This is a genomic window from Agrobacterium sp. 20P9.1.2 (assembly GCF_057799395.1).
This window is the reverse complement of record NZ_JBYOKI010000008.1, coordinates 21771-44744: the sequence shown is the minus strand read 5'-3', so window position 1 is coordinate 44744 and position 22974 is coordinate 21771. Positions and strand designations below refer to the sequence as shown.

Genomic DNA, 22974 nt, shown 5'->3' with positions numbered 1-22974 from the left:
GCTGGCGGAATTGTCAGTCCTTCTTGCCGAACATGCGTTTCAGCATTTCCGCCATCGGGCCGGTTTCCGGCAACTTTTTGGGCTGAGCGGAATTGCGGGCTTGGTGGATGTGCGACTTCGCTGCCGGTTTGGCGGGCTTTGCCTCTTTTTCTATTTCGCTTTTCACGCCAACGGCTAGCGCCAGCTTGTTCATCAGCTGCGAGTCTTCGCCTTTGACCAGCATGTCGGCATTGTCAGCGATGGCATCGAGCAGCGGCTCCAGCCAGACCTTGTCGGACTTGGCGAAATCGCCCAGCACATGGCCGTGTACACGTTCCTTGTCGCCGGGGTGACCAATGCCGAGCCGCAGGCGGCGATAGTCCTTGCCGCAATGGGCGTCGATGGATTTGAGGCCGTTATGTCCGCCATGGCCGCCGCCTATCTTGATGCGGGCGCGGCCGGGCGCGAGATCGAGTTCATCGTGAATGGCGATGACATCGCTGGTTTTCACCTGGTAGAAGCGCATGGCCTCACCGACGGATTCGCCGGACAGGTTCATGAAGGTCAAAGGCTTCATCAGAAGCACCTTTTCGCCCGCGATCTCGCCCTCGGAAATCTCGGCCTTAAACTTTTTCGACCACGGCGAAAAGGAGGGCAGGCGTTGCAGGGCATCCACCGCCATGAAGCCGATATTGTGCCGGTTAGCGGCATATTGCGTGCCGGGATTGCCAAGGCCTGCAATGATGATCATGGACGTGTCCGCTTGGGTTCGATTTGACAATTGTCCTTCACCACCGAAAAAACCGGCGGGTGTCAACGTTTTTGTCACCGGCAAGGCAGCTATTGGTGGATGACGAGGCCGTATTTTTCATAGATGCGCCGCTGGGTACCATCCTTGATCAAGTCGTCCAGTGCAGCTTGCATCTTCCCGATCAGGCTGTCGGGAACGGAAAGATTGCAGGCCATGCCGAGGTTCTGCCACGCCAGAACCATCACTTCCACGAATTGACCCGGCACCAGGTTTTTCAAAACGCTTTCCGACATCGGCATCATGTCTATGCGTCCAGCCGCCAGTTTTGAAAGCGTCTTGTCGAAATCGGCGCTCAGATCAACGCGCGGAAATCCCTTCGACTTCAAAAGCGCTTCCGTATAGTCGTTTCGCTGCGTTCCAATCGTATAGGCTTTGGCATCATCAATGTTTTTGATGTCCAGATGCCGCTCCTTCAGCGCAACGAGGATGTTGCGGTCGGTGTGGACGGGCGAGACCCATTTGAAGAGATTTTCACGCTGCGGTGTGCGGGCGGCGGCAACGACGCAATGCATCGGCTCGGTTTCCGCCAATGCTATGGCGCGCGCCCAAGGCAGGATGGTGGCGTCGTAGTCCACGCCCGTGCGTTCGAATATGATTTTTAGCTGGTCCATATAGACGCCAGTCGGCTGCCCATCGGCGCCACGGGAATTATAGGGCGGGTATTCCTCGGTAGAAATGGTCAGATGTTCGGCGGAGGCCGGTAGAGCGATGGAAAAGACCATCCATGTCAAAATGTTTCGCCACATTGACTTCATCCTCCCCGATGCAGTTATGTCCCAACCTTCGCAACGATCTGACTGTTCTGCTGCTCGAAAGCGGCGATGTAGGCGCTGATCGGCTGCGGTCTGGCGAAGAGATAGCCCTGGCCGCAATCGACGCCGATCTCTTTGAGCATGGATTCCTGCTCGCGGGACTCAATGCCTTCGGCAATCACCACGCAGTTCATCTTGTGAGAGATCGCGCTGATCCCCTCCACCAGCATGCGGCTTCTCTGGCTGATTTCCGTGATGTTATCACCGATCGAGCGCGTAAAGGACTGGTCGATCTTGACGATATCGACCGGGAAACGGTTGAGATAGCTGAGCGACGAATAGCCGGTGCCGAAATCATCCAGTGCAATGCGGCAACCCAGATGCCGGATGGCGTCGAGGACGGCGCGAATTTGCGGGTCGTCGTGCATCAGCACGGCCTCGGTTATCTCGATCACCAGTCGGCTGGGCACGATGTCGTGGCGGTATAGGAGCCCGGCAATCCGGGTCGGCAGGCCAGGTTCGAACTGCATGGCGGAGAAATTCACCGCGACATAGGCGTTTTCCAGTCCCGGCAGCTTGGAGAGGGTGGCCAGATTCTGGACAGAACGTTCCAGAATAGTGTTGCCGATGCGGCCAATCGTGCCGTTTTCTTCCGCAACCGCGATAATGGCGGCGGGCGGGAGAATGCCTTTGCGCGGGTGGTTGAGGCGCATCAGGGCCTCGAAACCAACCGTCTCGCCGCTGGCCAATTTCTTGATCGGCTGGAAATGGGCTTCCAGCCAGTTTCCATCCAGAGCCTGCTCGATATCCTGTTCGATCTCCGCACGCTCGCGCGCCTCGTTCATGATGGCGGGGTCGAACATCTGCGCGCCGTTCTTGCCAGCGCGCTTCCTGCTATACATCGCCATATCGGAGTTTTGCAGAAGTTCGGCAGCCGTCTTGGCGTGGGTCGGGTAGAGCGCCAGACCGATACTTGCGCTGAGGCGTACGCTGTGGCCGAAAGCGTTGAACGGTGTATCGAAGATCGCGCAAATTTCGTCGCAAATGCGGGTTGCCCGCTGTTGTGTCATCGGGCCGGTGAGCAATACTGCGAATTCATCACCGCCAAGGCGCGATGCGCTGTCCTGCGGCGACAGCAAAGTCTCCAACCGCTCGACGAAGGCCTTGAGAACGGCGTCACCGGCGGCGTGACCGAGATTGTCGTTGATGATCTTGAAGCGGTCCAGATCGATGAAAAGGCATGCCAGTTCCGTGCGGTTGTCGTCTGCTTCCAGAATTTTCTCGTCCAGAATGGCTTCGAAACCCTGGCGATTGAACAGGCCGGTCAGATGGTCGGAGATGGCTTGCAGACGGTTGAGCTGTTCGGAGCGGCGAAGCTCCGTCACATCGGTCATGACGCTCAGACCTTCGGAGCGGCGCTGGCCATCACCGACGCTCAAGGCCTTTTCCGCAATCAGAACGTCCATCAGACGGCCATCACCGCATTGAAAACGGATTGTCAGTTCCGAGCTTCCGGCCATGCCATGCGTGGTGGATTCATTGTGTCTGCGCAGCACGAAGCGGGCGCGGTCCTCAGCATAAATGAGATCGGCGAAACCGAGCCCCAGAACTTCGGCGCGCTGATAACCCGTGGCTTCTACCCAGTAATCGCTGACGGCGGCGATACGGTCTGTCGGATCGAGCGAGAAGAGCATGGCTGGCGTGCGGTTATAGATTTCCGTGGTGCGTTGATGCGCTTTCTTGATTTCCTGCTCTTCGTTATCCAGCTGGATTTGCATCTCGTTGAAGCTCTGCGCCAGACGGCCCATCTCGTCTTTCGAGCGCCAGTCTACATGGTGGCGAGAGCCCAGCCGTCGTGTCGCCTCGATGGCCGCAGTCAGCCGCAGCAGAGGCTTCATGATCATCAGGCGATTGCCGATGATGGCGGCGGCGAAGATGGTCAGAATAGCCAGAACGAAAATCGAAATGAAGGCCAGTTCGAGATTGCTGAGCGAGGTGAAGAGGCCGACATTCTGGAAGAACACTGTAATGGTGCCAACCTTCGTCTCGCCATCGAGGTTCTTGTAGGTGATGTCACGGGTGATGGATGACGTGTCGTCGGAGGCACTAGCACCTGCCGTCTGAGTCACATCCAGATGGCCGAACGTATCGCGCACCTTGACCATATAGACGGCGGGGTCTGCAACCAGCGTGCCGGTGATCTGGTTGATGCTCTCGTCGTCCAGATCCCAAAGCGGGCGACCGAGCGCCTGCGAGTTGGCGACGAGCAGAATTTCAAGGCGGTCTCGCTGGTTGGCAACGGATTCATGGTGGGAGAGCATCAGGAGAATGGTGAAGAGCGGTGCGACCAACGCGAAAAGTGCGCCGGAAACGATCGCAACGAAGCGACTTTCTACGGAATGGGTCATATGCCTTTACTACCGCCCCTTGCCCTTCAAACCCTTGCCGCGCAATCTCAGTCTGCGCGATAAAAAGTCTCGTTCTCAAATACTTACGAGATTTAGATTTTCGGTGGGATCATGCGTAACCCCGAACGTGCTAATGTGTGATTTATAAACCTAAAGTTTTGATTGAACGTTTCCGGAAATGCTTAATCGTTGCTGAAGAATTTCATTGGCGAACAATACAATTTCTCAACATTGTAATAAGGCATAAAAAAATGCCCCGCATCTTGCGATGCGAGGCATTGAATAAAAAGAAGAATACAGCGCCGTAGCGCCGGTATTATTCTTCGGAAGCGTCTTCTGCCGGAGCTTCTGCTTCGTCAACAACCGCGACCGTTGGTGGCACGATGGTTGCAATTGTGAAGTCGCGGTCAGTGATGACTGGCGATACGTTCTTTGGCAGCTTCACATTCGAGATGTGGATGCTGTCGCCGATCTTGACGCCGTCGAGGTCAACGGTGATCGCTTCAGGAATGTCGTTTGCAGGAACGTGAGCTTCGACAGTGTGACGAACGATGTTGAGAACGCCACCCTTCTTGATCTCGGACTTGTCTTCATTGATGAAGTGGACCGGGATTTCGACCGTAACCTGCGAATTGCCGGATACGCGCAGGAAGTCTACGTGTACCATGAAATCGCGGACTGGATCGCGCTGGTAGTCCTTTGGCAGAACCTTGTACTTCTTGCCATCGACGTCGATCGTCGCGACAGTGGTCATGAAACCGCCAGCCTGGACGCGCTTGGTGACTTCGTTGGTCGAAATCGCGATAGAAATTGGGGCTTGCTTGTCACCATAGATGACAGCAGGAATCAAACCGTTGCGACGAAGTTCACGAGAGGACCCCTTACCAACTCGTTCGCGCGCCTCGGCCTTGAGCTCATACGATTCTTTGCTCATGGCATAATCCTTTTAGGTTGTCTGGAGAGTTCATTCCGGCGTACCGGAGCAAACTGGAGAAGGCGTTTGACAGCCGTCTCGCCCGCGTTGCCTCCAAGGGTGTCTACACGGATGCGGGCGCTATAGTATAAAGAGGGGGCAAAGGCAAGCCTTCGTCATCCGCATGACACAAAGCTCTCCCGCTCATCTCCTACTTTAACTGCGTGGAGGCGGCACCATTTTGAGGAGAGCATTTTAATCTTTGCTTATCTATATCGATAAACGCAGTAAAAACCCATCATCATTATGCTCTGCAACAATTCAACAGATTCGTGATGTTAATGTATCAAATTCTGACCTGCCTCGCTGTAGACCACGACGTTCGCTATACATTAGCCGCAGTCACCATCTGCGTTCTGGGCAGCTTCCTGACCATGCGCCTGTTTTCCCGTGCGCGGCAGTCAACTTCCATCCAGCGCGTCAACTGGCTGTTTCTGGCGGGCATGATTGGTGGCACCACCATCTGGACCACGCATTTCGTGGCGATGCTGGGATATCAGGCACCCGGCAATGTTGGCTTCCTGCCAGCCTTCACCGGTCTGTCCTTCATCATTGCCGTCATCGCGACCATGGCCGGACTGGCCATTTCCACTTATGGCGGCCAAACGGCGCTGGCGGAGGGCGGCGGTCTGGTCGTCGGTCTTGGCATTGCCAGCATGCATTACACCGGCATGGCAGCCTATGCTGTTCAGGGCTCACTGGTCTGGGATCAATATTACGTCGTTGCGTCCATGGTCTTTGGCGCTGTTTTTGGCATGCTGGCCACAAACCGCATCGTACGGCCGGTCAACTGGTTCTGCAAATATAGCGGCATGACCTTTCTGGTGCTGGCCATTGCTTCCACGCATTACACTGCAATGGCCGCCTTTTCGGTCGCCTTCGATCCGTCCTTCGTGATTGCCCCGTCCTTGATGTCGCCAGCTCTTATGGGTGGTAGCGCAATCATCATCACTTTCGTGCTTCTGGCCTTCGGCTTCTCCACCTATGTCATTGATTCTGAAACCAGTTTGCAGGCCGTTGCGCGCTATCGCCATTTGTCGCTGCATGATGCCCTGACCGGCATTCCCAACCGTGCCGCGTTTCAGGAGCATTTACAGGCTTTATTGAAGCGCAGCGCTGACCCTACGGCGCGCATTGCGCTTCTCTCTTTCGATCTCGACCGTTTCAAGGAAATCAACGACGTCCACGGCCACGGGGCAGGGGATGCGGTTCTGCGCTCTCTGGCAGACCGCATGAGTTCCGTTCTACAGCCGGGCGAATTCGTGGCGCGCGTGGGTGGCGATGAATTTGTGGCGGTGCTGCACCGTTATTATTCGCGTGCGGATGGCCTGGCATTCGCCAACCGTCTTCTGGCCGAAGTTTTGAAGCCCATCGAGTGGAAAGAAACGGTTCTGTCGGTCGGCGCCAGCATCGGCATTGCCATCGGCAACTCGCACACGAAGAATGTCGATACGCTGATCTCTCAGGCGGATGTGGCCATGTACCGCGCCAAGAGCGACGTGACCGGCACGATCTGCTTTTACGACAAGTCCATGGATGAAGCCTCGCGCGCTCGCAACGCCCTTGCGGTCAGCATGCGCTCCGGGCTGAGCAATGGTGCATTCGAGCTTTATTTCCAGCAGCAGAACGATACCAGCAGCGGCGCAATCGTAGGCTTCGAGGTGTTGCTGCGCTGGAACCACCCGGAACGTGGCATGATTTCGCCTGTCGAATTTATTCCGATTGCAGAACAGACCGGCTTTATCATCGAAATGGGTGAATGGGTGCTGCGCGAGGCATGCTTGCACGCCGTGCGCTGGAGAAACCCGCTGAGCGTTGCCGTCAACGTCGCGCCCTTGCAGCTGTCTGATTCCGATTTCGTACAGAAGGTGCAGCGCATTCTTAAGGAAAGCGGTCTGGAACCCAGCCGGTTGGAACTGGAAATCACCGAAAGCGGCATCATCGCCGACCACCGCCATGCGCTGGTGACGATCCGCCGGCTGAAGTCGCTCGGCGTGCGCATCGCCATGGATGACTACGGCACGGGCTACTCGTCGCTATCGACTTTGCAGAGCTTCCCCTTTGACAAGATCAAGATCGACCGGGGCTTCGTGGAAGGCCTGGGAACCAGCATCCAGTCTCAGGCCATCGTCCGCTCTACGCTCATCCTTGCCAACAGTCTCGACATTCCGGTTTTGGCGGAAGGCGTGGAAACGCAGGCACATATGGAGTTTCTGCGCCGCGAAGGCTGCCAGCATGTGCAGGGATATTATTTCGGTCGTCCGGGGCCAGCGGCCACCATCGATGCTATCGTGAATTTTGTGCCTGACATCGACAAAATCGTCGAAAAAGCGGGCCTTCCACTGGCAAGCTGAGCGAGATCCGCACGCATAACGCTTTTTTTCATTGAAAGAGCGGCACTTCCGGCGCACCATCCCGAAAAAATCGGGAGGAGTATATGTCCATCGGCACGGCACATGCGGAGCATGTGTATCAAAGCGCCAGTCAGCCCTCGGCTGCGGCCAGCTCGCCTATCATTGCGTCCTGGCGGCGCTGCATGACGATGCACCATCTGGCACCGGAAAAAAGCAGCAAGCCGATCTTTCTGGCCGATGCCGAATTTCGGCGTGCGCGGGAAATCTCTGCCGGGCTGATTGCGGAAAGCGCTGATGAGTTGGACCGGATTTTCACAGCAGTTGGCAAGGCCGGGTGCTGCCTGCTTTTGACGGACGCCGATGGCGTGGCGTTGGAACGGCGCGGTGCTGCGACCGACGATCAGGATTTCCGCCAGCTTGGCCTGTGGTCCGGTGCGGTGTGGAGCGAGGCGAGCGTGGGCACCAACGGCATCGGCACGGCTCTCGCCGATGAGCGTTCCGTTACCATCTACCGCGACCAGCACTTCTTCTCATCCAATATCAGCCTGTGCTGCACCACCGCTCCCATTCGTGATCATAGGGGCCAAGTGACGGGGGCGCTGGACATCTCCACCTGCCGCGATGACGTCAACGAGTTTACCTTCTCCATGCTGACGCAGGCGGTACGCGATGCCGCGCAGCGCATCGAGGGCAATCTTTTCCGGCGGGCTTTCCCCGGCGCACGCATTCTCATGCTGCCATCCGGCAACGCGACCGCCCTTTCACTTTTAGCAGTGGATCAGGACGATATCATCTTAGGAGCGACACGCGCGGCAAGGCTTGCGTTGCGGCTGGATGATGCGAATCTGGCTGCTGGCATTCCTGCATCGGACGCGCTGAGGGAAGATCGCCATGACCGGGGTGCCGAGCTTGCCGAGGCAGAACGGGCAGCCCTTCGCCGCGTTCTTTCCCGTGCCAATGGCAATATCACCCAGGCCGCCTCCCTGCTCGGCATCAGCCGCGCGACTCTGCATCGCAAGATGAAGAAGCTTGCGGTTCACTGATCGCGTTTATGGTGCATTGATGGATTGCGCTGTCGCAGAAGTGAAACACTGTGCAGTGCGGAATATCCCCTCGACCCTATGAAACGCGCAATTCTGCGCCCACCTTCCTCTCACGCGGTCAGATAAGGGCCGCCTGTCATCAGGGAGGATGAACTCATGAACATTCAGGTCCAGCACAAGGCCGGTGAAACGCCGTTCAAGCTGAAATATGGAAACTACATTGGCGGCCAGTGGGTGGAGCCGAAGTCTGGTCGCTATATGGACAACCTGTCTCCGGTGACGGGTCACAAGATTTGCGAAGTGCCGCGTTCCGACGCCAGCGACATTGAATTCGCTCTGGATGCCGCCCACAAGGCGCGCGCCGCATGGGGCCGCACAAGTGCGACAGAACGCTCCAACATTCTGCTCAAAATCGCCCAGCGTATCGAAGACAATCTCGAGCTGATCGCACGCGCTGAGACATGGGACAATGGCAAGCCGCTACGCGAAACCACCAATGCCGATATCCCGCTCGCCATCGATCACTTCCGCTATTTTGCCGGTTGCATTCGTGCGCAGGAAGGCTCGATTGCCCAGATCGACAATGACACGGTCGCCTATCACTTCCATGAGCCGCTGGGCGTCGTCGGCCAGATCATTCCCTGGAACTTCCCTATCCTTATGGCGACATGGAAGCTGGCTCCGGCGCTGGCCGCAGGCAACTGCGTGGTGCTGAAGCCTGCGGAACAGACGCCCGCATCCATTCTTCTGGTCATGGAGCTGATCGAAGATCTGCTGCCGCCCGGCGTGGTCAACATCGTCAATGGTCTGGGCACCGAAGCGGGCAAGCCGCTGGCGCAGAGCAACCGCATCGCCAAGATCGCCTTTACCGGCTCCACATCGGTCGGCAAGGAAATCATGCGTTATGCTGCCGATAACGTCACCAACATCACGCTGGAACTGGGCGGCAAGTCGCCGAACATCTTCTTTGCCGACGTGATGAACGAGGATGACGCTTTCCTCGACAAGGCGCTCGAAGGCTTTGCGATGTTCGCGCTCAATCAGGGCGAAGTCTGCACATGCCCATCCCGCGCGCTGGTGCATGAATCCATCTATGACCGCTTCATGGAAAAAGCCATCAAGCGCGTTGAGGCCATCAGCCAGGACGATCCACTGAACGCCGGAACCATGATCGGCGCTCAGGCCTCACAGGAACAGTTCGACAAGATCATGAGCTATCTTGAAATCGGCAAAAAGGAAGGCGCGAAAGTGCTGACCGGCGGCGACAAGAAATCGCTCTCCGGCAATCTGAAGGACGGTTTCTACATCCAGCCGACGGTGTTCGAAGGCAACAACAAGATGCGGGTGTTCCAGGAGGAAATCTTCGGCCCCGTTGTCTCCGTTACCACCTTCAAGACAGTGGAAGAGGCAATCGAAATCGCCAATGACACAGTCTACGGCCTCGGTGCCGGTGTGTGGAGCCGCGATACCAACACGGCTTACCGGGCAGGGCGCGGCATCGAAGCCGGTCGCGTTTGGACCAATTGCTATCATGCCTATCCAGCCGGTGCCGCTTTCGGCGGTTACAAGCAGTCGGGTATCGGTCGCGAGACCCACAAGATGATGCTCGACCACTATCAGCAGACGAAGAACCTGCTGGTCTCCTACAGCCCCAACAAGCTTGGCTTCTTCTAAGGGCTGTCACTTTTCTCCCCGGAGCCGGCGGTACCTGCCGCCGGTCTACTCCCGGAGGTTCTCATGAGCTTCCGGGAGGCCCTGAAAATCCCTCACAGTGGATCACGCGATCCGACTTAAAACTGTAACCTGTTTGGCGCATATCGTTACCGTTCATCAAGCGGTGGGGCGATATGCGCCACTTTATTTATAGTATTTTACGCGACCAGCGGGGGCAGGTTGCCTTCATGACATATTGCGAAGCCGAATTTTCAAAAGCGAAGAGCCACGACCTGCCAACTCATTGCGATGCGGGTCGTTCTCTCCTCCATCTTACCATCGAGGCAGGGCGCGTTATGGCCCGTCGTTCAATCGCGCGGATCGTTTCGCGGGCGCAGCGCAATATTGGCTTTGGGCTAAAGCAACCCTTCAGCGCTTGCTGGTTAAACGCATAGGAATTCCGACAATGCAACCTGATCTCCTTCACATGCGCATAACCGTCTGGCTGATGATCGTCACATTGTGCGCCGTCATCTTCTTTGCTGTGTTCCCGTTCGTAGACCTCTACGTCGCCGAATTTTTCTTCAAGAACGGCCATGGTGCCTGGATCGGGGTGGAGAAACCTTTTCCAATGTGGCGGAACATCTTGCGCCATGCCACCGGAACGATCGTCGTCATCACCTTCCTTGTTTTCGTTGGCAATCTGATACTGGCTTCAGAACAGAAAACAGGGTGGCGTGTCTGGGCGTTTCTCTGGTCGCCCATGTTTCTGTGCGCCGGAATTTTGGTGAACATGACGCTGAAGACGCATCTGGGACGGGCGCGGCCCAATGGCGTCATGGAGTTCGGCGGTTCCCAGACATTCACGCCGCCCTTCCAATGGTCGGATCAATGCGTTTCGAATTGTTCCTTTTCCTCCGGCGAGGCCGCGATGATGGCGTGTTTCGTGTTGCCGCTCTGCGTGTTGATCTGGCCGCAGCTTTCACGTCTCCGAAAGATCATCTGCGCCAGCACCGCAAGCTTTCTCATCGTCAACATGGGTCTGTTGAGAATGGCGGCGGGCCGTCACTTCCTAAGCGACGTCGTGATGTCCGTTCTTTTTGCAGCGCTGACGACGCTGTTTCTCTATCGCCTGCTCGGCATCGGTCAGCATCGGGAGGTCTTCACGCTCTCAGCGGTCTGTCACGACTGTCACAGGCTTTTGCGGGATGCTTTTATGTGGGGACGCAAGGCAACGGTGCGCGGCCGTAAAGCTGTGGCGGTTGCCAGAGGTCTCATTGCGAATGATAACGGTCGCCGCTCCACCGAAAATAGCGTGGGCACATCGAATTCGAGCGGTACCGTGTAAACGGTACCGCCCCAAATTCATAAGACCTGCGTCAGTGCCGGTTGCCTTAGTCGAACAGGCCTGAAACCGACTGTTCCATCGATGTACGGTTGATTGCTTCGCCGAGCAGGGTGGCCGTGGTGATGACGCGGATGTTGTGCGCGGATTGCACGGCTGTTGTTGGCTGAATGCTGTCGGTGATGACGAGTTCGCGCAGCTTGGATGAGGCCACGCGGGCGACGGCTCCACCGGAGAGAACACCGTGGGTGATATAGGCGGTGACGCTGGTTGCGCCGTTTTTGAGCAATGCTTCAGCCGCATTGCAGAGCGTGCCTCCGGAATCGACGATGTCGTCGATCAGCAGGCAGTCCTTGCCGGTCACGTCACCGATGACGTTCATGACTTCGGATTCACCGGGACGGTCGCGACGTTTGTCGACGATGGCCAGCAGACAGTCCAGACGCTTGGCGAGCGAACGGGCGCGCACCACGCCGCCAACGTCAGGCGAAACGACCATGACATTTTTGGTGTCGTAATGTTCCTTCACGTCGCGCGCCAGAATGGGCGCTGCAAAGAGGTTGTCGGTTGGAATATCGAAAAAGCCTTGAATCTGGCCCGCATGCAGGTCGAGCGTCAGAACGCGATCGGCACCGGCTTCGGTGATGAGATTGGCGACGAGCTTTGCGGAAATCGGTGTGCGGGGGCCGGCCTTACGGTCCTGGCGGGCGTAGCCGAAATAGGGAAGAACCGCTGTGATGCGCTTTGCCGATGAGCGACGCATGGCGTCGATCATGATCAGCAGTTCCATCAGGTGGTCGTTTGCCGGGAAAGACGTGGACTGAACGACGAAAACGTCTTCGCCGCGCACGTTTTCAGAAATTTCGACGAATATTTCCTGGTCCGCAAACCGCTTTACAGTGGCATTTCCAAGAGGGACATTCAGATACTTGCAGATCGCTTCGGCCAGATGCCGGTTCGAATTGCCTGCGAAAACCTTCATTGTTGCCGCCTGTTTCCATGCCATCGCTTGAGACCCGACAGAGAACATTCCCTGGGGTCTGTGCGTCGTTCAACGGGGAGGAATACCCGACCCAAAGGGTGTCGGACACGCCGTTTTGCCATGGGCGCCTTAATAGCGGTGTTGCCCGTGAATGCAAGAGGTCAGAGGGAGTTACCCGTGATTTTCGTGAAAACTTTGTGACTTGGCCACTGCTAAAAAAGTTTCCCACTATTTAAAGTTGATTATCCATGTCCGGCCTGTCGCCATGACTGATAATCGTTCAGAGTCTTCGCGGCGATTTTCTGCATAGTGGTATCAGTGACCGCCGCCCATGGATCGCTACCACGGGCAGGCACGGTTTCTTGCCCCTGAAGACGATGCAGCCGCGCGCCATTGGCGTCCAGAACATCCCACACATAGACCACGGTCACGTTACCGCCATCGGCAAAGGCGGAAAGATAGCCCTTCAGAATGTTCTCAGCCGATGTGTCCGTGGAGGGCCGGATGGTCAGGCCTTTCGCCCGCGCTTCCGCACCCAGCTGGCGCGATAAAGGCGTCACGGCCTGAACGGGTGCACCGATGATGGGTAGAAACCGGATGGTGCCAGCGGCGGAAGCAGAGGGCAGGGATGCCGTCTGGGTCTGATGCTGTGCAGGCGCTGTCTGCTGCGGGGCGACAGGCTGGCCGTATTGTGCGCCGCTTGTCAGTGCTTGCGCCTGAGCCTGCCGGGTGTTTTGCGGTGCGTAGGCCGGGACCTGCGAGGACACGCCTGATGGAGACCGATCAGCTGCTGCGGCCATCTGGTCAAGATCGCCCTGATTGACCGGCGTCGATTGCGTGTTGCCATGGCCGACATCGACCAGCGGCGTCAGCGTATCCGTCGTGTTGCAGGCCGATAGGGTGAGGGCAAGGCTTGGGATTGCAATAACCAACCCTAGCCGCCGCATGCCAGATGTCCCTTCATGATGTCTCCCGCCGAACCGTCATTTTGGCGCAATGTACGGTTCGACTTCGCTGGGAGTCAAATCGAGATTAAACCGTCAGCAAATCCAGGCTGTGGCGCGAGAGCGATTCCGGGGCGCCTTCGGTGGTCAGATAGGTCTGGCCCAGCGTCATGGCGATGCCTGAGTCACTGTCCATGATGATCATGTGGACGAAGAGCGTCATATTCGGCAGGATTTCCTGCGTATTGCTCGCATAGAACATCTGATGCTCCATCCAGGACGGCGAGAAGCGCGCGCCGAGCGAATAACCGCAGGCATTGAGACGGTGACGCGTCAGGCCGCGCTCATCCATGATGCGGGCGTGAACGTCGAAGACGTCTCCAAACGTGTTGCCGGGGCGAAGAACCTCTTCGATGGCGCGGATGTTTTCTGCACAGGCATTATAAAGTTCTTTCTGTCGAAACTCCGGCTCGCCAATGACGATGGTCCGCATCATGGCGGCATGATAGTGCGCGCTGACGCCAGCCCATTCAAGCGTGAGCTGATCCTTTGCATCCAGCTTGCGGCGACCGGCCTTGTAACGGCAGAGCAGCGCATCCGGGCCGGAGCCGATTATGAATTCATTGGCGGGATAGTCACCGCCGCCTGCAAAGACAGCGCCCTGCATGGCAGCGAGGATGTTCGCCTCATCGGCACCGGGTGCCACGATCTTCAGCGCTGCATCCAATGCGTCATCCGCCAGTTCACCCGCACGCTTGGCATAGGCCACTTCGGCAGGGCTTTTGACGAGGCGCAGCGTGCTGACGAGGCTGGATGCGTCGATGATCTGGCCGAAGCTAGCCAATTGGTTGTCGAGAAGACGAGCGACGCGCCCGGTCATGCCATGAGTGTCGAATTCGATACCGATGCGGCAGCCCAGCAGGTCCATCTCGCTCAAAAGGTTCTTGAGATCGAGGGTCGGGTCGGCATTCAGTCGGTCCACCCAGATGACGATGTCTTCGATGATGGAGGTCTGGCGGGCCTGACGCAGATCGGCAGAGCGCGTCAGAAGCGTCATGGTGCCATCGGCCTTAACGATCAGCGTCTGGAAAAAGCAGTAGCCGAACGTGTCATAGCCCGTCAGCCAGTACATGCTCTCCTGCGCAAACAGCAGCATGGCATCCAGCTTTTCTTCCGCCATCTTGTCCATCAGGCGGATGCGGCGTGCCTCGAATTCGGCAGTGTCGAAGTGCAAGGCCATATTAGTTCTCCAGAATTGCTATTGCTGAAATCTGCCGCCCGTAATCCGGTTCCGAACGATGTGTCGTCCGACGGAAAGAATAAAAGCGGTCATCATCGGGATAGGTGCAGAGCCCGAGGTTTTCTGCCTGCACGCCAGCGGCGATCAGGCGGTCCACGGTCAGTTGCTTGAGGTCGAAAAAGGCATGACCCGCATTCGGCGATGGCGAGAAATAATCCGCATGGGCGGGGTTCATGTCTTTGAGGCTTTCCACGCGCTCCGGCCCGACCTCGTAATTTTCCTGGCAGATGGACGGGCCGAGCGCTGCGACGATCCGCTCGCGCTTTGCACCGAGTGCGATCATGGCTTCGATGGTGTTTTCCAGAACGCCGGAGACTGCACCCTTCCAGCCTGCATGGGCAGCACCCACCACGCCCGCCTGCGCATCCGCAAACAGGATTGGCCCGCAATCGGCGCTCAGCACGCCGATGACGACGCCCGGCGTTGCCGTCACCATGGCATCGGCCTGCGGGCGGTCGCCTTCATAGGTGCCATCCACCACGACGACGTCGGGTGAATGGACTTGATGGACGGTTGCGAGTTTTTCCAACGGCAAATCAAACCATTGCGCCACGCGTTTTCTGTTTTCGAGAACCGCGTCGCGCTCATCCTGAGAGCCCAGACCAACATTGAGCCCACGATAAATGCCTTCCGAGACACCGCCATGACGCGTGAAGAAACCGTGGCGGATATGTTTGCCGGTGGCGGAGGCGAGTAGCGGGCTTTGAAGGGGAAGCGGCAGAGTTTCGTCCTGCATTACGGTGTCAATCCTTGGCGATGTCGCTGATTTGAAACAAATATTCGCGAGCGAGTGTTTCCGGTGAAGCGCATCACATGGGATGCAGGCGGCAGTTTGTTACTGCTTCGAATTGGCGCGATGTTGGCCTAAGGCCGGTGTCGCTGTCAATCCAGTGCGCGGAACGGCAGCAGATGCACGGGCGCGCTGGAGACGGCCAGCACCTTGAAAAGCTCGCCCATCTTGCCCACGCCTTCACCCGCCAGCCGGTTGACGGCTTCGGCAATCTCCAGCGTCTGGTCCGGCGTTGCGTTCGCGGCCAGTGCTTGTGCGCGTTCCCTCAAGCCCAAGCCATACAAAAAGTCGCCCTGCGGCAGGCAGCCGTTGATGTGAATGCCGTTGCTTTCAGCGGTTTTGACGAGGCTTTCGAAATCCACATGGCTGGTCAAATCCGCTTCGCCGGGATGCGCCAGAACCGGGTCGAACTCGTGCATGCGCAGCGCCTGCAACGTATCGCCGAAGCCGGAAACGATGTGGCCATAATCGATGATGAGAGCCGTACCTCCCTGAATTTTCAGTTTCTGCGCAATCGCCGCCATCACGGCTTCGCGGGCAGGGGAATATTCGAAGATCGCACCGATTGGTTGACGCTCGGGGAAAGGCGGCAGAAGGTCGGGATCGACGCTGGCTAGGCCCGTAGTGAAGACGAGTTCGTCCTCCGCATCCAGCGCCACGACGCGTTCGCGAAAACCCTGTGGTGTCTTGACGAACTGGCGGATGGGAATGGCGTCGAAGAGTTCATTGGCAGCAATCAGCAGGAAGCCGGGCGGAACATCCTCGAAGCTTTCATGCCAGGAAATTTTGGTCCCATGGCTGGCAAGCGTCTTTTGCTGTGTCTCGGTCAGTCGCGGGCTGGTTTCCACCAGATGTACGCTCATAGTCTCGTAGAGCGGCGGGGCGATGCGCTGGATCACCCGCAACATATCCGCCATCATCGTGCCGCGACCGGGGCCGATCTCCACCAGACGGGCATTGGCGAGTGTACCGTGGCGCTGCCACGCGTGAACGATGAAGACGCCAAGCATTTCACCGAACAGCTGGCTGACTTCCGGCGCGGTCACGAAGTCGCCCGTGCGGCCAAAGGGCTGACGGGTCTTGTAATAGCCGTGCTCCGGGTCTGCCAGGCACAGCGAGAAGAAGTCGGTCACGCTCATCGGGCCGTTGAGACGGATCAGCGATTTGATGCGGCGTGCGAGCGGTGTCGGCATGATGTGTTATCCGGTTGTCTCTGTTGCCACTGCGCGGCGCGCGCGTAGAACGGCCCAAACGCCGAGAAGGAACATGGGCGTCGAGAGTACCATGCCCATGGTCAGCCAATTTCCTGCAAGATAGCCGATCTGCGCATCCGGCTCGCGGAAGAACTCCACGAAGATTCTGGAAAGCGCATAGCCGCACACAAAAACGCCCGTCACGGTGCCGGGACTTTTCAGCGCCTTGTACCCATAGATAAGAATGGCAAGCACGATCAGCAATACGATGCCTTCGAGACCTGCCTCATAAAGCTGGCTGGGATGGCGCGCAAAAGGACCGCCCGTCGGGAAAACCACCGCCCAAGGCACATCTGTCAAGCGGCCCCACAATTCACCATTGATGAAATTGGCGATGCGGCCGAAGAACAGGCCGAGCGGGGCAACGGCGGCGATGATGTCGAACATGCTCCAGACCGGAATGCCGTTGCGGCGGGCAAACAGGATCATCGCCAGCGTCGTGCCGATCAGTCCGCCATGGAACGACATGCCGCCATTCCAGATCTGCAAGGCGCGGATCGGGTTTTCGACCACGGCACCCATATCGTAAAACAGGATATAGCCAATGCGCCCGCCCAGCACGATGCCTGCGGCTGCCCAGACGATGAAATCATCGAGATGCACGGGTGTTACGGGCGATTTCTCATGTGGCCATAAGCGGTCGGCAAGGCTCAACGTGCGGGCATAATACCAGCCCAGCATGATGCCGAAGACATAGGCGATGCCGTACCAATGGATGGGCAGCGGGCCCAGGTTGAATGCCACCGGATCGATGTTCGGGAACGGCATGATCGAAAACTGGGCGAGGGGTCCAAACAAATCGCGTATTCCATTGTCATTGCGTTGAGGGCAAGGAACTTCAGAGGGCTCACTTCAAGAAACGGATATCTCAATCATTCTTTTCCCGGAGCGGGAAAATGGCGACTGAAAAGGGTGCGGTCAAGGCGATTCTTCGGCACCATCGTGACAGCGTTAAACTGAGTGGCTGTGAGGGGTGGTTCCTTATTTTGCTTGCAACGTCGCAAGCGAGTGCCTACCTGAAAGATATGGACCGGAAGGGCGAGCGGCCTTTCCAGATACTGACGAGGACATCGCCCCATGAGTACGACAGGAACCAACCGTATTTTCGATGAATTCGCAAAGCTGATGACGGATGCGGCGGGCGCAGCCCAAGGCATGCGCAAGGAAGTGGAGCAGGCATTTCACGCGCAGGCGGAGCGGTGGCTGAACAGCCTCGATCTGGTCAAGCGCGAGGAATTCGAAGCCGTGCGCGAAATGGCCATTCAGGCCCGCGATGAAAACGATGCGCTGCGTGCGCGCCTCGATGCGCTGGAAGCAAAGCTCTCCGCGACCGCTTCGTAAAGCGCAAACAACCCCTTTGATTCTGATGCCGGGCCTTCCCCAAGGTCCGGCATTTTTCATTTCTGTGTCATTTCGAAGCAGTTTGCGCCGCAGTGGGGATTCGGCAGGGGTAAGCAAGCGATTTCATTCAGTTTTTTTTAACGTCTGTGGAAACACGCGAAAAACGCAATTGGCAGAGTCAGTTATGACTCACAACTGAGGTTTTGTACGAGGAGATATACACAGTTCTGATTGCAAAATCCCCAAGCTGGGGGTGGCGCGCGGACTCGCTCGTTATACACTGATTTTAAATGATGATTCGTAACGAACTCGGTAAGCTCCAGACAGGTTAACTGCGTTATTCTGGCGGCGTCGGGCATCATCCCAAACTGTTGTAACCCGGCATTTGTGTGTGCGTTTTTGTGCCTTTTGCGTGCGAGACAAAGCATTCATTTCCGGCTGAGAAGGTGCCGTATGAGCCTAATGGAATTTGAAGTCGAGCGTCACTCCAACCCGGTCGATATGATCGAGTTCGTTGCCGCGTCCAACGACTGGTCGTTCGAACGCTCCGGCGAAGATGAAATTGCCATGACGGTCGAAGGCCGTTGGGCGGATTATCATGTTTCGTTTTCATGGATGGAACAGTTCGAGGCGCTGCATCTTGCCTGCGCTTTCGATATCAAGATTGCCGATCACAGGGTCAACGAAGTCATCCGTCTGCTGGCGCAGGTCAATGGCCAGACACTGATGGGTCACTTCGATCTGTGGCGTCAGGAAGACGTCATCATCTTCCGCCAGTCTCTGTTGCTGGCGGGCGGTGCAGAACCAACGAACCAGCAGGTCGAGGTTCTTCTGTCCAGTGCGCTCGAAGCCTGCGAGCAGTATTTCCAGGCATTCCAGTTCGTCGTCTGGTCCGGTATGGAAGCCAAGGCTGCCATGGAAGCCGCCTTGTTCGAAACGGTTGGAGAAGCCTAAAGTCATGGTATCGCTCGCATCGGGTCCACTCGTTCTCATCGGCGCCGGCAATATGGGCGGCGCTCTGCTTTCGGGCTGGTTGAAAAAGGGTGTCACGGGATCTTCGATCATCGTTGTCGATCCCGGCCCCTCCGATGCGATGATGGGCCTGATCCGCGAATCCGGTGCGACGCATCTGACGCAAGCGCCGACGGATAAGACAGCCGGCATCCTGTTTCTGGCCATCAAGCCACAAATGATGGATGCCGTGCTGCCGCCGTTAAAGCCCATAGTTGGGCCGCGGACCGTGGTCGTTTCGATTGCGGCGGGCAAAACGCTCTCCGGCATCGAGGCCCTTCTCGGCAAATCCGCTGCCATTCGTGCCATGCCGAATACGCCCGCCATGGTTGGGCGCGGCGTGACGGGTGCTTATGCGAACGAAGCCGTCACCGAGCAGCAGCGCTTGCTGGTGGAAACCCTCTTGAAAGTCAGCGGCCCGGTGGAATGGGTGGCAACGGAAGCGGATATCGATGCCGTGACCGCCGTTTCCGGCAGCGGTCCGGCTTACGTGTTTTATCTCGTGGAGTGCATGGCGGAGGCAGGCCGTAAAGCCGGTCTGCCGGCGGACCTCGCCATGCGTCTTGCTCGGGAAACCGTCGCGGGGGCTGGTGAATTGCTTCACCAGTCCCCCGAAGAGGCCTCGCGCCTCCGCAAGAACGTGACCTCGCCCGGCGGCACCACCGCAGCGGCGTTATCCGTTCTGATGGCAGACGAGGGCATGCAGCCGCTGTTCGACAAGGCGATAGCCGCCGCGAAAAAGCGTGCGGAAGAACTGGCTGTCTAAGAAGAGTGCCGACCCGTGAGGGTGTGGCCGTCCGATGCTGTGCGTAAGGAGACTGGATGATGAGCGAAGAAATCAGCTACGCCGATTTCGAAAAGGTCGATATTCGTGTCGGCACCATCATCGAGGCCGAACCTTTTCCAGAAGCGCGAAAGCCCGCATTCAAGATCAAGATCGATTTTGGCCCCGAGATCGGTATCAAAAAATCCTCCGCCCAGATCACCGTGCATTATACGCTGGAAACGCTGGTCGGACGGCAGGTGCTTGCTGTCGTCAACTTTCCGCCCCGCCAGATCGGTCCGTTCCGCTCAGAAGTCCTAACGCTCGGCTTTGCCGACAAGGACGGTGCCATCGTTCTCGCCTCCGTTGAACAGGCCGTTCCCAACGGCGAGAAGATGTGCTGACGCGAATTGTCTAAGCGCACTGCCGCCCGTTATGCCGGGATTTTCACGACCACACGCAAGCCGCCCAACGGGCTGTCATCCAGCGTCACATCGCCGCCGTGGCTTCGGGCAATATCGCGGACAATGGAGAGACCTAGCCCGGTGCCGGAGGCGTTGAGGTTGCGTGCTTCGTCCAGACGGTAGAACGGTTTGAACACGTCTTCGCGCGATTGCTCGGGTATGCCCGGGCCATCGTCATCGAATGTCAGCATGATCGAGCGTGGCGCCTGATGTGCTTCCACATTGAGTGTGTTGGCATAGCGATGGGCATTGGCGGCCAGATTGCCGATCAGGCGTGCGAAAGCGTTGGGCCGTACCGAAAGCTCAGTGACGCCGTTCAGCTTGTAACTGAAGCTTTTGCCGCACATTTGGAAATCGCTGGAGAAGCGGTCGAACAGCGGGGTGAGTTCCAGCGTTCCGACGCTTTCTTCGGCATCATCACGCGCAAAGGCGAGATAGGCCTCCAGCATGGACTGCATGTCGTCCACGTCCTTGTCCAGCCCTTCCAGATCCGGATTGTCGCCCGCTAGCGCCAGTTGAAGCTTGAAGCGGGTGAGGATGGTGCGAAGATCGTGGCTGACACCGTTCAGCATGGCAGTGCGCTGTTCCATCTGCCGCTCTATGCGTTCCCGCATCAGAATGAAGGCGAGACCGGCACGGCGGACCTCATCGGCTCCTCGCGGCGAATAGGCGGTTATCTTCTGGCCGCGCCCGAAGCTTTCCGCCGCCTTCGCCAGCGCCAGAATGGGTCTGATCTGACCGCGCAAAAAGAGAATGGATATCCCAAGCAGCACCAGCGACGCGCCGCCCATCCAGACCAGGAAGATATGGGTGTTGGAGGCATAGGCCTGGCTGCGACGGGTGAAAACGCGTAGCGTCTTGTCGGCCAGTTGGATGCGGATTTCCACCAGCGCGCCATTGCCGAACGTATCCAGCCAGAATGGCTTGCCGATCTGCTGCTGAATCTGGTCGGACAAAATGGTGTCGAGGATGGAGAACAACGGCTGGGCGCGGGGCTCCGGCAACGGCGTTTTCGGCTCTATATAGATGCTGAGGTCAAGACGCTCGCGGGCGATGCGGATGACGCGCTGATAATCGTCCTCTTCCGGGTCGGTTTCCAGCAATTGGATGACGGCTGCGATATCGCGGGTCACGGCTGCGGAAAGCCGCTCCGTTACCATCTGCCAGTGGCGTTCCATGAAGACGGCGGCAACGACGACCTGCAGCAGCACCATCGGCAGAATGATGATGAGCAGCGAGCGCGTGTAGAGGCCAGTCGGCAGCCAGTGGCGAAGCCAGCGCATGGAAAAGCGCCAGGCGCGGGCAGGCCCGCTGTTTCTTGCGGCGTTGAGGAAATCAAGGCTAGCCATTTTTCCGCCTATTCCAATCCGCGTGCGCTGCGCGCACGCTTTAGTCGACGCTCAGACGGTATCCGATGCCACGCACGGTCTGCAAGTAAACCGGATTTGCCGGGTCGTCTTCGATCTTGCGACGCAGCCGGTTGATCTGCACGTCGATGGTCCGTTCACCCACATCGGCGTCCGCATCCACCAGTTCGTGGCGCGGAATGGTTTCACCGGCGCGCAGGGCAAAGAGCAGCATGATATCCTGCTCGCGGTCCGTCAGGCGAATGACCTCCGCACCGCGCCGCAACTCCTTGCGCGGAACCGAGAAATTATACGGCCCGAAAATGATCTGTTCGATCTTCGGCGTATCAGGCGATGCGTTGCGTCGCAGTATGTTGTTGATGCGCAGCACCAGTTCCCGCGGGTCGAAAGGCTTGGGCAGATAATCATCCGCACCTGCCTCCAGTCCTGCAATGCGGGCGTCCGCTTCCGAGCGGGCGGTGAGAAGGATGACCGGTACGGATTTGTTTTCATTCAGCGAACGCGTCAGCGACAGGCCGTTTTCGCCAGGCATCATCACATCGAGAATGAGGAGGTCGAAACGGATGCCCAGCATCTTGCGGCGCGCTTCTGCCGCATCGGCAGCGGCAGTGATGCGATAACCCTTGTCGCCGAGAAAGCGTTGGAGCAGATCGCGGATACGCGCGTCATCATCAACGATCAGCAGGTGAGGGGCGTCGTCTTCCGCCAGTGGCTGTTTCGGTGCACCGCTTGGCATGGTCACTCCTTCCCCTCAATCGAGGGCGTGTCCGTTTTTTGGCCGTCCGTGATCGGGTCACGCATGCGGGCCAGAAATTCCCGCACGCAGGCGCGGGCTTCCGGCTGCATGGCCTCCAGCGCCCGGTCGATACGTCGCGATTGCGGATCGCTCAGCGCCAGCGCCAGTTCACGGCCTGTCAATGTCGGGTAGAGCCTGCGCTGGCGGCGATCTTCCGGCCCGGCCATCTGGCGAATATAGCCGTCATCGATCAGCTGCTTCAACACCCGCGCAAGGCTCTGCTTGGTGATCTGCAACGTGTCCAGCAGATCGGCGACCGTCATGCCCGGTTGACGGCAGACGAAATAGACCACGCGGTGGTGTGCCCGGCCATAATCTAACTTGGAGAGAATGACGTCAGGGTCTGACACGAAATCCCGATAGGCGAAGAAGAATGCCTCGATCGTATCGAAGTCGATCTTGCCATCATCGACATGCGGAAGCGCTGGGGTTTGTTTGACGGCGGCCTTTTTCATCGACTGGGCAGGCACTGTCGTTCCTTCTTATCGTTATCAACCGCCACCGCGCCGCCTTGTATTGAACCGGCTACAAACGGTGGATCTCCTCGTTTTTCGAACGTCTTGGCGTCAAAACCGGACCCGGTCTTGAGCGACGCTGTGCAGACTATCCGAAAATCCGCGATGCCGGGAGGATGCCCGCAATCAT

The 22974-nt window shown here is 57.8% G+C and carries 21 protein-coding genes; 8 read left to right on the top strand and 13 right to left on the bottom strand.

All coding sequences use genetic code 11. From position 1 onward, the window contains the following. Nucleotides 1–13: 13 nt before the first annotated feature. The 4 genes from pth to AC27VJ_RS19815 form a co-directional block, all read right to left on the bottom strand. Nucleotides 14–730, bottom strand: a complete 717-nt coding sequence (gene pth / locus AC27VJ_RS19830) for an aminoacyl-tRNA hydrolase (RefSeq protein WP_488685444.1) — start codon at nt 728–730, stop codon at nt 14–16. Between the two features lie 89 nt (nt 731–819). After that, a complete protein-coding gene (locus tag AC27VJ_RS19825) occupies nt 820–1536 on the bottom strand; it encodes a substrate-binding periplasmic protein (protein ID WP_488685443.1) in 717 nt (238 codons plus the stop codon). A gap of 23 nt (nt 1537–1559) precedes the next feature. After that, nucleotides 1560–3950 (bottom strand): EAL domain-containing protein, encoded by a 2391-nt coding sequence (locus AC27VJ_RS19820; protein ID WP_488685442.1) that lies wholly within the window; start codon nt 3948–3950, stop codon nt 1560–1562. Nucleotides 3951–4266: 316 nt separating this feature from the next. Beyond that, the gene (locus tag AC27VJ_RS19815; RefSeq protein WP_488685441.1) at nt 4267–4884 is read right to left on the bottom strand and encodes a 50S ribosomal protein L25/general stress protein Ctc; all 618 of its coding nucleotides are present in this window, start codon (nt 4882–4884) and stop codon (nt 4267–4269) included. Between the two features lie 320 nt (nt 4885–5204). Here AC27VJ_RS19815 and AC27VJ_RS19810 point away from each other — a divergent pair, with 320 nt between their 5' ends. The 4 genes from AC27VJ_RS19810 (at nt 5205) to AC27VJ_RS19795 (ending at nt 11321) form a co-directional block, all read left to right on the top strand. Then, nucleotides 5205–7277: a putative bifunctional diguanylate cyclase/phosphodiesterase gene (locus AC27VJ_RS19810; RefSeq protein WP_488685440.1), complete on the top strand. Its 2073-nt coding sequence runs from the start codon at nt 5205–5207 to the stop codon at nt 7275–7277. Between the two features lie 83 nt (nt 7278–7360). Beyond that, the gene (locus AC27VJ_RS19805; RefSeq protein WP_488685439.1) at nt 7361–8320 is read left to right on the top strand and encodes a helix-turn-helix domain-containing protein; all 960 of its coding nucleotides are present in this window, start codon (nt 7361–7363) and stop codon (nt 8318–8320) included. Between the two features lie 156 nt (nt 8321–8476). Next, complete coding sequence (gene adh, locus AC27VJ_RS19800) at nt 8477–9994, top strand: aldehyde dehydrogenase (RefSeq protein WP_113088534.1); 1518 nt, start codon at nt 8477–8479, stop codon at nt 9992–9994. A 445-nt stretch (nt 9995–10439) separates the two neighbouring features. Next, nucleotides 10440–11321, top strand: coding sequence for a phosphatase PAP2 family protein (locus AC27VJ_RS19795; protein WP_488685438.1), 882 nt, complete (start codon nt 10440–10442; stop codon nt 11319–11321). A gap of 46 nt (nt 11322–11367) precedes the next feature. Here the strand turns inward: AC27VJ_RS19795 and AC27VJ_RS19790 are convergent, their stop codons facing one another. The 6 genes from AC27VJ_RS19790 to lgt form a co-directional block, all read right to left on the bottom strand. Continuing rightward, complete coding sequence (locus AC27VJ_RS19790) at nt 11368–12300, bottom strand: ribose-phosphate pyrophosphokinase (RefSeq protein ID WP_113088535.1); 933 nt, start codon at nt 12298–12300, stop codon at nt 11368–11370. Nucleotides 12301–12542: 242 nt separating this feature from the next. Further along, nucleotides 12543–13247 (bottom strand): hypothetical protein, encoded by a 705-nt coding sequence (locus tag AC27VJ_RS19785; protein WP_488685437.1) that lies wholly within the window; start codon nt 13245–13247, stop codon nt 12543–12545. An 85-nt stretch (nt 13248–13332) separates the two neighbouring features. Continuing rightward, nucleotides 13333–14484, bottom strand: coding sequence for a M24 family metallopeptidase (locus tag AC27VJ_RS19780; protein ID WP_488685436.1), 1152 nt, complete (start codon nt 14482–14484; stop codon nt 13333–13335). A gap of 1 nt (nt 14485) precedes the next feature. Beyond that, a complete protein-coding gene (pgeF, locus tag AC27VJ_RS19775; RefSeq protein WP_488685435.1) occupies nt 14486–15280 on the bottom strand; it encodes a peptidoglycan editing factor PgeF in 795 nt (264 codons plus the stop codon). A 146-nt stretch (nt 15281–15426) separates the two neighbouring features. After that, complete coding sequence (locus AC27VJ_RS19770; RefSeq protein WP_488685434.1) at nt 15427–16527, bottom strand: class I SAM-dependent methyltransferase; 1101 nt, start codon at nt 16525–16527, stop codon at nt 15427–15429. 6 nt (nt 16528–16533) lie between these two features. Further along, the gene (lgt, locus tag AC27VJ_RS19765) at nt 16534–17355 is read right to left on the bottom strand and encodes a prolipoprotein diacylglyceryl transferase (protein ID WP_488685534.1); all 822 of its coding nucleotides are present in this window, start codon (nt 17353–17355) and stop codon (nt 16534–16536) included. Nucleotides 17356–17664: 309 nt separating this feature from the next. On the opposite strand from lgt, the gene AC27VJ_RS19760 reads away from it, so the two are divergent. The 4 genes from AC27VJ_RS19760 (at nt 17665) to AC27VJ_RS19745 (ending at nt 20106) form a co-directional block, all read left to right on the top strand. Next, on the top strand, nt 17665–17928 hold the full coding sequence (locus tag AC27VJ_RS19760) for an accessory factor UbiK family protein (protein WP_062585174.1): 264 nt from the start codon (nt 17665–17667) through the stop codon (nt 17926–17928). 453 nt (nt 17929–18381) lie between these two features. Beyond that, nucleotides 18382–18882, top strand: a complete 501-nt coding sequence (locus tag AC27VJ_RS19755) for a type III secretion system chaperone family protein (protein ID WP_353577318.1) — start codon at nt 18382–18384, stop codon at nt 18880–18882. A 4-nt stretch (nt 18883–18886) separates the two neighbouring features. Continuing rightward, complete coding sequence (gene proC, locus AC27VJ_RS19750; RefSeq protein WP_488685433.1) at nt 18887–19705, top strand: pyrroline-5-carboxylate reductase; 819 nt, start codon at nt 18887–18889, stop codon at nt 19703–19705. Between the two features lie 59 nt (nt 19706–19764). Next, on the top strand, nt 19765–20106 hold the full coding sequence (locus AC27VJ_RS19745; RefSeq protein ID WP_488685432.1) for a tRNA-binding protein: 342 nt from the start codon (nt 19765–19767) through the stop codon (nt 20104–20106). A gap of 29 nt (nt 20107–20135) precedes the next feature. Here AC27VJ_RS19745 and AC27VJ_RS19740 read toward each other — a convergent pair whose 3' ends face one another. Genes AC27VJ_RS19740 through AC27VJ_RS19730 form a run of 3 tightly spaced genes read right to left on the bottom strand, consistent with a single transcriptional unit; the run spans nt 20136 to nt 22799 of the window. Then, nucleotides 20136–21515: an ATP-binding protein gene (locus AC27VJ_RS19740; protein ID WP_488685431.1), complete on the bottom strand. Its 1380-nt coding sequence runs from the start codon at nt 21513–21515 to the stop codon at nt 20136–20138. A 40-nt stretch (nt 21516–21555) separates the two neighbouring features. Further along, complete coding sequence (locus AC27VJ_RS19735; protein ID WP_113088544.1) at nt 21556–22269, bottom strand: response regulator; 714 nt, start codon at nt 22267–22269, stop codon at nt 21556–21558. Between the two features lie 2 nt (nt 22270–22271). Further along, a complete protein-coding gene (locus AC27VJ_RS19730; protein ID WP_113088545.1) occupies nt 22272–22799 on the bottom strand; it encodes a MarR family winged helix-turn-helix transcriptional regulator in 528 nt (175 codons plus the stop codon). Nucleotides 22800–22974 lie beyond the last annotated feature (175 nt).